This window comes from Caballeronia hypogeia (genome assembly GCF_001544875.2).
GTDB lineage: Bacteria > Pseudomonadota > Gammaproteobacteria > Burkholderiales > Burkholderiaceae > Caballeronia > Caballeronia hypogeia.
The window spans coordinates 92,035-104,457 of the sequence record NZ_FCOA02000002.1; the positions used below are offsets into that span (position 1 = coordinate 92,035).

At 63.0% G+C, this 12,423-nt stretch carries 14 protein-coding genes; 4 read left to right on the plus strand and 10 right to left on the minus strand.

All coding sequences use genetic code 11. The features are described 5' to 3' along the window. Nucleotides 1–8 precede the first annotated feature (8 nt). On the plus strand, nt 9–1,076 hold the full coding sequence (locus tag AWB79_RS03695) for a M14 family metallopeptidase (protein WP_061166456.1): 1,068 nt from the start codon (nt 9–11) through the stop codon (nt 1,074–1,076). Here the strand turns inward: AWB79_RS03695 and AWB79_RS03700 are convergent. After that, complete coding sequence (locus tag AWB79_RS03700) at nt 1,073–1,945, minus strand: endonuclease/exonuclease/phosphatase family protein (protein WP_061166039.1); 873 nt, start codon at nt 1,943–1,945, stop codon at nt 1,073–1,075. The two genes, AWB79_RS03695 and AWB79_RS03700, sit on opposite strands and share 4 nt — an antisense overlap. 84 nt (nt 1,946–2,029) lie before the next feature. On the opposite strand from AWB79_RS03700, the gene AWB79_RS03705 reads away from it, so the two are divergent. Next, nucleotides 2,030–2,710, plus strand: a complete 681-nt coding sequence (locus AWB79_RS03705) for a DUF4019 domain-containing protein (protein WP_232470810.1) — start codon at nt 2,030–2,032, stop codon at nt 2,708–2,710. A 19-nt stretch (nt 2,711–2,729) separates the two neighbouring features. Here the strand turns inward: AWB79_RS03705 and AWB79_RS03710 are convergent, their stop codons facing one another. From AWB79_RS03710 to AWB79_RS03720, 4 genes are all read right to left on the minus strand, one after another. Further along, nucleotides 2,730–3,035: a high-potential iron-sulfur protein gene (locus AWB79_RS03710; protein WP_061166041.1), complete on the minus strand. Its 306-nt coding sequence runs from the start codon at nt 3,033–3,035 to the stop codon at nt 2,730–2,732. A 2-nt stretch (nt 3,036–3,037) separates the two neighbouring features. Beyond that, complete coding sequence (locus AWB79_RS39310; protein WP_157695686.1) at nt 3,038–3,232, minus strand: hypothetical protein; 195 nt, start codon at nt 3,230–3,232, stop codon at nt 3,038–3,040. Between the two features lie 387 nt (nt 3,233–3,619). Continuing rightward, nucleotides 3,620–3,757, minus strand: coding sequence for an MFS transporter small subunit (locus tag AWB79_RS03715; protein WP_061166042.1), 138 nt, complete (start codon nt 3,755–3,757; stop codon nt 3,620–3,622). Between the two features lie 21 nt (nt 3,758–3,778). Further along, on the minus strand, nt 3,779–5,176 hold the full coding sequence (locus AWB79_RS03720) for an L-lactate MFS transporter (protein WP_061166043.1): 1,398 nt from the start codon (nt 5,174–5,176) through the stop codon (nt 3,779–3,781). A 571-nt stretch (nt 5,177–5,747) separates the two neighbouring features. On the opposite strand from AWB79_RS03720, the gene adh reads away from it, so the two are divergent. Further along, nucleotides 5,748–7,268: an aldehyde dehydrogenase gene (gene adh / locus AWB79_RS03725; RefSeq protein WP_061166044.1), complete on the plus strand. Its 1,521-nt coding sequence runs from the start codon at nt 5,748–5,750 to the stop codon at nt 7,266–7,268. Between the two features lie 77 nt (nt 7,269–7,345). Then, the gene (locus AWB79_RS03730; protein WP_061166045.1) at nt 7,346–7,735 is read left to right on the plus strand and encodes a DUF779 domain-containing protein; all 390 of its coding nucleotides are present in this window, start codon (nt 7,346–7,348) and stop codon (nt 7,733–7,735) included. Between the two features lie 3 nt (nt 7,736–7,738). Here AWB79_RS03730 and AWB79_RS03735 read toward each other — a convergent pair whose 3' ends face one another. The 5 genes from AWB79_RS03735 to AWB79_RS03755 form a co-directional block, all read right to left on the minus strand. Beyond that, complete coding sequence (locus tag AWB79_RS03735; protein WP_061166457.1) at nt 7,739–8,518, minus strand: enoyl-CoA hydratase; 780 nt, start codon at nt 8,516–8,518, stop codon at nt 7,739–7,741. 14 nt (nt 8,519–8,532) lie between these two features. Beyond that, on the minus strand, nt 8,533–10,164 hold the full coding sequence (locus AWB79_RS03740) for an acyl-CoA synthetase (RefSeq protein ID WP_061166458.1): 1,632 nt from the start codon (nt 10,162–10,164) through the stop codon (nt 8,533–8,535). A 108-nt stretch (nt 10,165–10,272) separates the two neighbouring features. Beyond that, the gene (locus tag AWB79_RS03745) at nt 10,273–10,908 is read right to left on the minus strand and encodes a glutathione S-transferase family protein (protein ID WP_061166046.1); all 636 of its coding nucleotides are present in this window, start codon (nt 10,906–10,908) and stop codon (nt 10,273–10,275) included. 16 nt (nt 10,909–10,924) lie between these two features. Next, nucleotides 10,925–11,551 (minus strand): glutathione S-transferase family protein, encoded by a 627-nt coding sequence (locus AWB79_RS03750; protein ID WP_061166047.1) that lies wholly within the window; start codon nt 11,549–11,551, stop codon nt 10,925–10,927. 71 nt (nt 11,552–11,622) lie between these two features. After that, nucleotides 11,623–12,399 carry an NAD(P)H-dependent oxidoreductase gene (locus AWB79_RS03755; RefSeq protein WP_061166048.1) on the minus strand — a complete coding sequence of 259 codons (777 nt, stop codon included), beginning with the start codon at nt 12,397–12,399 and terminating at the stop codon, nt 11,623–11,625. Nucleotides 12,400–12,423 lie beyond the last annotated feature (24 nt).

The following is a 12,423-nucleotide window of genomic DNA, read 5'->3' on the forward strand; positions in this document are numbered from 1 at the left end:
GGAGCGACATGTTCTCAGCGACTTACAGAGAGGCGCGGCAGCGTTTCCTCGATAATGCCGCCGCGCGCAAGCACGCAGTCGATACGCGCGTGCTCGAAGGCGTGACCGGACTCGAAGGCGAGATGCTTGCGACCGATGTCGTGCGCATCGGTCCCGCCGATGCCAGGCGTCTGCTCGTGCTCACGTCCGGAACGCATGGCGTCGAAGGCTTTTGCGGCTCGGGCGCGCAGATCGCGCTGATGCAGGACGATGTGCTGCCCGCGCTGCTGGACAAGCTCGGCGTGGCGATGCTGCTCGTGCACGCGATCAATCCGTATGGCTTTTCGTATCTGAGCCGCACGACGGAAGGCAACGTGGACCTGAACCGCAACAGCGTGGACTTCGGCAAGTCGTTGCCGCAGAACGCGGGTTATGCCGAACTGCACGACTTGCTGATTCCTGCGAACTGGCCGCCTGACGCGGCGAATGTCGCAGCGATCCGCGATTACATCGAAACGCGCGGGCAGTGGGCGTATCAGCAGGCCGTGACCACCGGGCAGTACACGCATGCGCAAGGCATGTTCTACGGCGGCGCGGAAACGGCGTGGAGCACACGCACGATGCGCGCCTTGCTCGCCGAATACGGAGCGACGCGCACGGCGATCGGCTGGATCGACTTCCATACGGGTCTCGGGCCGAGCGGCTTCGGCGCGAAAATATGCGTGGGCGACGTGTCACGCGCGCGGCGCTGGTGGGGCGCCGACGTGACGAGCCCGTCCGATGGCACGTCGATCGCGGCGGACGTCGCCGGGCCGCTGCTCGATACGCTGCGGCAGACATGCGCGCACGCGGCGATTGCGTCGATCGCGATCGAATATGGCACCGTGCCGCTCACCGACATGCTCGACATGCTGCGCGCCGATGTCTGGGTGCGTCATCATCCGGACGCGCCCGATGCATTGAAGGCCGAGATTCGCCGGCAGATTCGCGCGGCCTTTTATATGGATGACGACATCTGGCGCGGCATGATCCTGGGACAAGCTCGGGCGGCCGTGCTGCAGGCGCTGTATGGCCTGTCGCGCGAAGCAGGCGGCTAGCGCAGTTCGAGCCACATCGGCTGATGATCGGATGACCGGCTCTTCTGATCCGCCTCGCAGCCGACGATACGCGGCTTCAGATCTTCGGTGACGAAGATGAAGTCGCACGCGAACGGGCCGTCGGGCCATTGATCGTGATCGTACAGGCCGACCGTCGCCGCGCGCGGTCCATTTGGATGCGCGCTGGTCCAGGCATCGGCGAACGAGGGCGCATCGGCAACCGGATCGAGCATCGCTCGGTACGCCGACGCTTCGAACGCGCTGTTGAAATCGCCGCAGATGATCGCGGAGTGTGGTCTCGCGGTGTCCGCGAACGGGCTGGCCTGGCTCTCGGCCTTCGCGGGATGCCGTTCGTGATCGCAGGCTTCGGCATGCAGTTCACGCAGACGCGCGACTTGCGCGAGCCGCTGCCTCTCCGAATAAAACTCCAGATGCGTGCTGATGATGCGCAGGGGGCCGACGTCGGTATCGATCACGGCTTCGAGCGCGACGCGCAACATCGATGGTTTCGCCGGATCGGCCGGCCACGGCAATGAATGGCGCAGCACCTGACGCACCGGCAGGCGGCTCACGATCGCGTTGCCGAACTGCCGCCGCGCGAGACCCGCGCCCACGGGCGGCAGATCCGAGCCGATGCCGTCGATGACGGTCGCGCCCGGCACCAGCGTTTCCAGTTCCGCGAACTGATCGGCGCCGGGGCGCCCCGGGAGCCCGCCCGCCTGTTCGCTTTCGTGAAAGCCGCGCGTGACTTCCTGCAGGCACAGAACGTCGAAATCGTGCAGCGCCTTCGCTTCGCTGACGATGCGTGCCAGATCGACGCGGCCGTCCACGCCGCGCCCCCATTGAATGTTCCAGTCGACGAGTCGCATTTTCGAACTCAGGGGAGTTGCCATTCCCTGACGGCAGCAAGGACTGTGCGCGCTCGGTTGCGCGCTGCGACATCCATAGTCGAAGTGGATGCGTACAACAAAGCGCGTTCAGATCATTCCCAATTGTTCGACGCGACAAATTCCATCGGCTCAAGCTCCGGGCGCGTGACGGTTTATTTCACAATTCAGAAACTCAGCATTTCTGACTATCTCGATAGAAGCCGGCTTACAATTCGCGCGCTATCAACGAACCTCCTTCGCATCATGAACGCAAGTATCAAACGCTCCCTCGCCGCGCTCCTGTTGATGTCCTTCGGAATCGCGAGCCAGGCGCAGCAAGCCCAGCCCGCACCGGTTCATTCCGCCGCTGTGAGATCGCTCACCAAGGAGCAGCAGGGCGCGCTCGACAAGCAGGATCAGGATGTCGCGCAGGTTGCCGTGGCCATCGTCAGACTGATTGACCAGGACAAGGCGGGCGAGGTGTGGGATCAGTCGTCACCCATCGCCAGGCAGATCATCGCCCGCGATGCCTTTGTGAAGAAGATCGCTCACGACCGCGCACCGCTCGGCGCGCCCGGCATGCGCATGCCCATGGGCGTCAAGCATTACCAGTACGACGGCACCGGCAACATGCCCGCCGGCGCGTATCTGAACATTCTCTTCGATACGCAATTCAGCCAGTCCGCTCAGTCGTCGCGCGAAATGGTGACCTTCATCCTCGATTCGGACAACGTCTGGCGCTTCGTCGGCTATTCGGTGCGCTGAGGCGGCGTCGCGTGTTCGCTCACATGTTTGTGTAGGACGCGCACCAGCCGCGTCCGGCAACCAGCTTCTCACCGAAGAGCGTGCAGCCGCCCCAGGCGTCGCCGGATTTGCCGTCGAATAGCGAGCAATTCGCGCACGTCTGCCCGGCGACGAAATTCGCGTATTTCGCCCGGTCGACCTTCGTGGCGTCCTCCTTGTAACCGACGGCGACCGCCGCCGGATCTTTTTCACTCAGATGTGGCGCATCGGCGCGGGCTTGCCTGAGCCACAGCGTCGAGCCCATGCCGATGCCGAAAATCACGAAGCTGCGGCGGGAAGCGTTCATTGTCATGCACCGTTTCTTTTCGTGGGGAAATCATCGCGCTTGCGGCGACGTGAATCGACGATACGCCGACGAGCGCCATCGCGCATCTTCCGTGGCGGCCGAGCCGGGGCGGCACACGTTTGCGAATCGAACGACCGTCCGGTTCGGGAAAAGCCGGTTTCGTCATTCTCCTGGAACGCGCCGGCATCGTCGTTCATTCCATCCGCCGCTAAACCTTTGCGCGCGCGTGCCGTAAATCAGGCCAGAACGAAGTTGCAATCGCGTGAATCACCCCCGCGGCGCCCCCGCTGCGGCTCAATTCGAAGGAGAAGGACCGTGAGTGAACTGGATTGGATGATGGCTGGCGTGTATCTGGCAGCGCTTGTCGGCGGCACGCTTTTCATGAGCGTGCTGGCGCGGCGCAGCCTGAACAAGGTGAAGGACCGGGGGCATTGAGAAAGTCGCGGGACCAGAGCGGATGGTCCGTAATCACGCGCCGAACGCCAGCTCGGCCGTGAAGCCAGTCATGTGCAGCAAAAAGAAAACGCGCGCCGCAAACCGATCATCAATCGGCCTGCGGCGCGCGTCGATTTCCTTCTTCGGACTCAGTGGAACAGTTTCATCGCTTGCGTGAGCGTGTTCGTCACGCCCCACGCGAGCGGAATCAGCACATATGCCCAGAACAGCAAAAGCAGCCCCTTGTTCGACGGATGCGCTTCCTGTGCATCGATGCGGTCATTCATCGCGAATCTCCTCGTTGACTCTTAGTTGGCGGTCTGCGCCGACATGTTCATGTGATGCTTCTCGTGCACGCGCGAGACGAGCAGGTTGCAGATGAAGCCGATCACCAGCAGCGTCGCCATGATATGCAGCGTCATCGTGTATGCGTCCGCGCCGGCGACGCCGTGCGAAACCTGATATGCGCGCACATAGTTGACGAGCACCGGACCCGCGACGCCCGCCGCCGCCCATGCGGTCAGCAGCCGGCCGTGAATGCCGCCGACGAAAGCCGTGCCGAACATGTCCGCGAGATACGCGGGAATGGTCGAGAAGCCGCCGCCGTACATCGACAGGATGATCCCGTAAGCCAGCACGAACAACGCGATGTTGCCGGCGCTCGCGAACTGCGGCACGAGGTAATACAGCACCGCGCCCAGCACGAAGAACACGAAGTACGTATTCTTGCGGCCGATCCAGTCCGACGCCGACGCCCACACGAAGCGTCCACCCATGTTGAACAGGGACAGCAGCCCGACGAAGCCCGCCGCCGCGCCCGCCGTGATCGACGTCTTGAAGCTTTCCTGGATCATCACCGACGCCTGGCCGAGCACGCCGATACCCGCCGTCACGTTCAGGAACAGCACGAACCACAGCAGATAAAACTGCGGCGTCTTGAGCGCCTGGTCGATGTGCACGTGATTCTTCGTGATCATCTTCTTGGCGGTCGTGGGCGGCGTCCAGCCGGCCGGCTTCCAGTCAGCCGGCGGAATGCGGATCGCCATGGCGCCGATGGTCATCGAGATGAAATAGAGCACGCCGAGCACGAGGAAGGTTTCGGCCACGCCCGCGCTCGTCGCGCTCTTGAAGTGGTTCATCAGTGCGACGGAGCCGGGCGCCGCGATCATCGCGCCGCCACCGAAGCCCATGATCGCCATGCCCGTCGCCATGCCGCGACGGTCCGGGAACCAGCGGATCAGCGTCGATACCGGCGACACATAGCCGAGCCCCAGCCCGATGCCGCCGATCACGCCATAGCCGAGATAAAGCAGCACGATCTGATGCAGATAGACGCCGAGCGCCGAGATCAGAAAGCCGCCGCCGAAGCAGCATGCCGCGGTGAACATCGTGCGGCGCGGGCCGACCTTCTCCAGCCACTTGCCCGCGAATGCCGCTGACAAGCCGAGAAATACGATCGCCAGCGAGAAGATCCAGCCGAGCGTGGTGAGCGTCCAGTCATCGGGTGCGGACTTCGTGATGCCGATAACCTTCGTGAGCGGCGCATTGAACACCGAGAACGCATAGGCCTGCCCGATGCACAAGTGAACAGCCAGCGCTGCGGGCGGCACCATCCAGCGCGAGAAGCCGGGCCGGGCGATGGTCGCCTCCTTGGAGAAAAAACCTGTCGGGCCGTGCGCGGCCCCTTGATTGATAGTGCTGTTCATTTGTGGTCTCCGTGGCGCGTCATACCAGCATGCGCGCACATCGTTTGCTCAAGGTGCCGCGCGGGGTCGCCGCACAGCAGTCGCCGTGGTCATGCGTTCGGCGATACGGTGTGCATCGCCTGTGCGCAAGGCCATTTCGCGTCGCCAAAACATGCGATGTAATCGCATATAAGTGCGACGCTTTGCCACGGCTGGCATGACCATAGACAAGTGTGAAAGGCTTTGCAATATGAACACTCGTGCCATAAGCGTTTGCCCGCAGCCCGTGCGCGCTTCATGCTGCAATGCGCGCCCATCGCGAACGCTTCGACGGTCTTCGTGCCAGTCCGATGACCCTGCGCGATTGCTGTATCGCATCGCTACAGGGCGGGGCAGGTGTTCTGAATGTGAACAGTTCACATCGACCTCGTATAAACCCTGACGATGCACGGCGAAGCCGCATGCCGACGCGGCTCGCGCTGGTATCGCGCGATGGCTTTCGCGATGGCATGGAACTCGCAAACAAGAGCGACCGGCGCCGGACATCGGCTGTGCCGGCCCGTTCACGTCGACATGCGAGGAGCACATAGAAATGAATCACGCTGAGATGCAGTTCCTGAGCACCGAATACCCCTACAAAAAGCAGTACGGCAACTTCATCGGCGGCAAGTGGGTGCCGCCCGCGGGCGGTGAGTATTTCGACAACATCTCCCCGATCACCGGCGAGCCCTTCACGTCGATTCCGCGTTCGCGCGAAGCCGATATCGAAGCCGCGCTCGACGCCGCGCATGCCGCCAAGGCGTCGTGGGGCAGAACCTCGGTCACGGATCGTGCGAATCTGCTGCTGAAGCTCGCGGATCGCATGGAGCAGAACCTGCCGCGCCTCGCGCTGGCCGAATCCATCGACAACGGCAAGCCGCTGCGCGAGACGATGGCCGCGGACATTCCGCTCGCCATCGATCACTTCCGCTATTTCGCGAGCGCCGCGCGTTCGCAGGAAGGCGGCATCTCCGAGATCGATCACGACACGGTCGCGTATCACTTCCATGAGCCGCTGGGCGTCGTCGGGCAGATCATTCCGTGGAATTTCCCGATCCTGATGGCCGTGTGGAAGCTCGCGCCCGCGCTCGCCGCCGGCAACTGCGTAGTGCTGAAGCCGGCCGAGCAGACGCCCGCGTCGATTCTCGTGCTGCTCGAAGTGATCGGGGACCTGCTGCCGCCGGGCGTGCTCAATGTGGTCAACGGCTTCGGTCTGGAAGCGGGCAAACCGCTCGCGTCGAACAAGCGCATCGCGAAGATCGCGTTCACCGGCGAAACCACGACGGGCCGCCTCATCATGCAGTACGCGAGCCAGAACCTGATTCCCGTGACGCTGGAACTGGGCGGCAAGAGCCCGAACATCTTCTTCGAAGACGTGCTCAACGCCGACGACAGCTTCTTCGACAAGGCGCTCGAAGGCTTCACGATGTTCGCGCTGAATCAGGGCGAGGTGTGCACGTGTCCGTCGCGCGCGCTGGTTCAGGAGTCGATCTACGAGCGCTTCATGGAACGTGCGCTCAAGCGCGTCGCGGCGATCGCGCAAGGTCATCCGCTCGACACCAGGACGATGATCGGCGCGCAGGCCTCGCAGGAGCAGCTTGAAAAGATCCTGTCGTATATCGATCTCGGCAAGCAGGAAGGCGCGGAGTGTCTCTCCGGCGGCGAGCGCAACGTGTTCGATGGCGAATTGAAGAACGGCTACTACATCAAGCCGACGGTCTTCAAAGGCCATAACAAGATGCGCATCTTCCAGGAGGAAATCTTCGGGCCGGTGCTGTCCGTCACGACCTTCAAGACCGAGGAAGAAGCGCTCGAAATAGCCAACGACACGCTGTACGGTCTGGGCGCGGGCGTGTGGACACGTGACGGCACGCGTGCGTATCGCTTCGGTCGCGCGATCCAGGCGGGCCGCGTGTGGACCAACTGCTATCACGCGTATCCGGCGCATGCGGCCTTCGGCGGTTACAAGCAGTCGGGCATCGGCCGCGAGAATCACAAGATGATGCTCGACCACTATCAGCAGACGAAGAACATGCTCGTCAGCTACAGCGACAAGCCGCTCGGCTTCTTCTAAAGCGCTCGTTGCAACGGAGCCGCCGCGTGAATGCTTCATGTGGCGGCTTTTTGCCATCTACAGAAACGGGGGACATCATGAGCGAACAGGAAGTGCTGCGCGTGACCGCCACGCCCGCCGCAATCGATCTGATCGAAAAGCTCAAGGCCGAGCACGGGAACGTGTTGTTCCATCAGTCCGGCGGATGCTGCGACGGCAGCGCGCCGATGTGCTTTCCGGTGAGCGAGTTCATGGTCGGCGGCTCGGACGTGAAGCTGGGCGCGATCGCGGGCGTGCCGTTCTACATGACCGAATCTCAGTACGAGTACTGGCAGCACACGCAGATCATCATCGACGCGGTGCCGGGCAATGGCGGCATGTTTTCATTGGAGCGTCCGAGCGGATTGCGCTTTCTCTCGCGCTCGCGTCTCTATAGCGACGAAGAGAACGCGTGGCTCGAAGCGCATCCGGTCGAACACGTGAGCTGAGCGCTATTCCCAGCGAGGTGGCCGCTTTTCGATGAACGCCTGCGTGCCTTCGAGCGTGGCGTCCTCCATCATGTTGCAGGCCATGGTTTCCGATGCCATCGCATAAGCCTGTTCGATGCCGGTTTCGAGTTGCCGGTAGAACAATCCCTTGCCGGCCGCCACGGCTTCGCGCGGCTTGGCGGCGATGGTCGCGGCAAGTTTGCGAACCGCGTCGTCAAGTTCGCCGGGCGACGCGACGCGATTCACGAGCCCGCGCTCTATTGCCTTGTGGGCGTCGATGAATTCGCCGGTGACGAGCATTTCGAACGCGGCCTTGCGCGATACGTTGCGCGACAGCGGCACGCTCGGCGTCGCGCAAAAGAGGCCCAGATTTACGCCCGAAACTGCGAAGCGCGCATCGCTCGACGCCACCGCGAGATCGCACATCGCGACGAGCTGACAGCCGGCCGCCGTCGCGATGCCATGCACGCGCGCGATCACCGGCTGCGGCATGCGCTGAATGGTCAGCATCATGCGCGAGCAGCGCGCGAAAAGCTCGCGGTAATACTCGCGTGCAGGCTCGGCCCGCATCTCTTTCAGATCGTGTCCCGCGCAGAACGCGCGGCCCGCGCCCGCGAGCACGACCACGCGCGCATCCGATCCACCGGCTTCCTTCAACGCGGTTTCCAGCGCTTCGAGCATTGCTTCGGATAGCGCGTTGAACGCATCGGGACGATTCAGCGTGAGACTGACGACGCCTTTGACGCCGTATGCGTCGCGTTCGATCTGGACCAGTTCGTTCATTGACAGGTTCTCCATCAAACGTCGATTGCGGAGACGGACCCCGCGCGCTTGCGCAGTTCGAACTTCTGTATCTTGCCGGTCGACGTCTTGGGCAGTTCGCAGAATTCGATCGCGCGCGGCACCTTGAAGCCCGCGAGATGCTTCTTGCAATGCGCGATCAGATCCTCCGCGCTCACTTGCGCGCCCGCCTTCAGTTCGACGAATGCGCAGGGCGTTTCGCCCCAGCGCGCATCCGGCTTCGCGACGACCGCAACCGCGAGCACGGCCGGATGCCGATACAGGACATCCTCGACTTCGATGCTCGAAATATTCTCGCCGCCCGAGATGATGATGTCCTTGCTGCGATCCTTGATGCGCACGTAGCCGTCCGGATAGGCGACCGCGAGATCACCCGTATGGAACCAGCCGCCGCGAAACGCCTCTTCGGTCGCGGCCGGATTCTTCAGGTACCCTTTCATCGCGATGTTGCCGCGAAACATGATCTCGCCGATGGATTCGCCATCGGCCGGCACGGGCTCCATCGAGATCGGATCGCGCACGGTCACCGCATCCTGCAGGTGGTAGCGCACGCCTTGCCGCGCGTTGAGCCGCGCGCGTTCGCCGATATCGAGCGCGCTCCATTCCGCCTGCTGCGGGCAGACGGTCGCCGGGCCATACACCTCGGTCAGCCCGTACACATGCGTCAGTTCGAAGCCCATGCGTTCCATGCCTTCGATCATCGCGGCGGGCGGCGCCGCGCCCGCGACCATCGCATGCACTTTCTGATCGATGCCGGCCTTCATCTCGTCCGGCGCATTGACGAGCAGGTTCTGCACGATCGGCGCGCCGCAATAATGCGTGACGCCTTCGCTCCGAATCAGATCGAAGATGGACTTCGCGTCGACCCTGCGCAAACACACGTTCACGCCCGCGCGCGCCGCGACGGTCCACGGAAAGCACCAGCCGTTGCAATGGAACATGGGCAGCGTCCACAAGTACACGGCGTGCTTCGGCATGTCCCATTCGAGGATATTGCTCACCGCATTCGTATACGCGCCGCGATGGTGATAGACCACGCCCTTCGGATTGCCCGTCGTGCCCGACGTGTAATTCAGGCAGATCGCGTTCCATTCGTCCGATGGCGGCGACCATTCGTATGCGGGATCGCCGCTCGCAAGAAACGCCTCGTATTCGATCTCGCCGATGCGCTCGCCCGCGCCGGTGTATTGCGGATCGTCCACGTCGATGACGAGCACTGTCTGCTGCACGTTCGCGAGCGCCTTCTTCATGACGTCCGCGAACTCGCGATCGACGAGCACCGCTTTCGCTTCGCCGTGCGTGAGCATGAAGGCGAGCGTGGCGGCGTCGAGCCGCGTGTTGAGCGTGTTGAGCACGGCGCCCGTCATCGGCACGCCGAAGTGCGCTTCGACCATTTCGGGTGTGTTCGGCAACATGGCCGCGACAGTGTCGCCCAGGCCGATGCCGCGCGCCGCGAGCGCCGACGCGAGCCTGCGCGTGCGGGCATAGGTATCGGCCCAGTTGCGCCGCACTTCGCCATGCACGATGGCCGGGCGCCGCGGATACACGGAAGCCGCGCGCTCGATGAAGTTGAGCGGCGTCAGCGCCGCGAAATTGGCGGCCGTCTTGGGAAGGCCATCGTCGTACATGCCGGCTGTCACGGTCGTCGTCTCCTGTGCGCGCATTTCGATGCGCTTTCTTCGATTATGCCTGCGTGTCTTACGCATGCCTGACGCCGGCGTTTCCCCGGGCGTGTTTCAGGGGATATCGTCGAGCTTCGCCTCGAAGCCGCGCCTGACGCCGGGACGCGCGAACAGCGCTTCGTACCAGCGCTTCACGCTGGGGAAATCGTCGAGCGAAACCTGATGACGCTCGTGCCGCCACGCCCAGCCGAGAATCGCGAAATCGGCGATGGACAGCTCACCCGCGACATATTCGACCTCGGCAAGGCGCTTGTCGAGCACGCCATAAAGGCGGCGCGTTTCGTCGGAATAGCGCTTCAGCCCGTAGCGGCGATCGATCTCGGATTCGACCATGCGGAAGTGATGCACCTGACCCGGCATCGGGCCGAAGCCGCCCATCTGCCACATCAGCCATTCGAGCACCGGCACGCGATCGCGCAGACTCGCGGGCAGGAACTTGCCGGTCTTCTCGCCGAGATAGAGCAGGATCGCGCCGGATTCGAACACGCTGATCGGCTGGCCGTCGGGACCGTCCGGATCCACGATGGCCGGAATGCGGTTGTTCGGGCTGATGCGCAGGAACTCGGGCGCGTGCTGCTCGCCTTTTCCGATGTTCACCGTCTTGACGGTGTACGGGAGTTGCATTTCCTCCAGCGCGACGCTGATCTTGCGTCCGTTGGGCGTGTTCCACGTATGCAGTTCGATGGTCATGGCGATGCGTCCCGGTTCAGGTGAGGGCTGGCGACACATAGCGCTGAAAGCCCGCGCGCTGCGCAATGCCCACGTACCAGCGTTCGAGCTCTGGCAGCGCGGGCCGCACGAGTTCGGCAATGCCGAACCAGCGGCGCGCATACGCGGCGATCACGAGATCGGCGAGCGTGAAGGTATTGCCTTCGAGATAGTCGCGGCCTTGCAGATGTGCATCGACGACGCGCCAGAGTTTCTCCACCTCGCTCACGGACGCGGCCAGTTGTTTGACATCGCGGTCGGCAGGGCTGGTGCGGATATACGCCCAAAAGACCGGACGTTCGGTGGGTTGCAGCGTGGAGAGCGACCAGTCGAGCCAGCGGTCGGCGCTTGCGCGGATTTTCGGTTCGGCGGGGTAGAGCGTACTGTCCGCGCCATATTGCATCGCGAGATAGCGGATGATCGCGTTCGATTCCCACAGCACGAAATCGCCATCGACCAGCGTGGGCACGCGGCCCATCGGGTTCATCGCGAGATAGCCGGGTTCGTTGTTGCGCCCGAATTGCAGGCCCGCGTCGATGCGCTCGAACGCGAGACCCAGTTCCTCACAGCACCACAGCACTTTCTGCACGTTGACCGAGTTGGCTCTGCCCCAGATCGTCAGCATTCGATGTGATCCTCCGTAGTTATCGTGGTTCTGGCGAAGGACCAATCTTAGCCGTGTTTCGGCTTTTTGCTTCAGTCGATGTGTGCGCCGAAACCCGTCCTGCCCGCCGCGAGTTCGTCGCGCAGCGTGAGTTGGGGAATCGCGTAATCGCCGCGATTCTGCTTGCGGAACGCGATGGGCGTGTCGTCCCAGAGCCGGTCGAGACGCTGGCCGAGAGCCTCGCGCGTTTCGTTCAGACGGGCGTCGTCCATCTTGCCCGACTGATAGACGACGAAGGGCGGCAGCACGTCGAAGCCCGGATAGAACAGCACGCCATGCTGAATCGGGAACAGGATGTCGTCGATCGGTCCGTTGATGCCGCGCGGACCATAGTGCGATTCCCAGCCGCCGGTCGTGACAACGATCATCGCGCGCTTGCCCGCCATTGCGCCTTCTCCGTAGCGATCGCCCCAATGCGTGTCGGAATGCTCGCCGACGCCATAGCCGAAGCCGTAGGCATACACGCGCTCGACCCAGCCCTTCATGATCGCGGGCATGGAGAACCACCACATCGGGAATTGCAGGATCAGCGTATCGGCCCAGCGCAGCTTGTCCTGCTCGATTTCGATATCGCGGCTTTGCAGGCCGTTCTCGAACGCATGCTTCGAATCCAATGACGCATGGAAGGGCGCTTCGCCGCTGCGTTCGCGGACGTCGTTCGCATCGAGCGGCGCCTTCCAGTTCATGACGTACAGGTCGGAGACCTGCACGTCATGACCGTTATCGCGCAGACGTTGCACGGTGAAATCATTGATGGCGCCGTTCAGCGAGCGGCGTTCGGGATGGGCATAAACGATCAGTACTTTCATGTGGCGACTCCGCTTTTTGCTTCA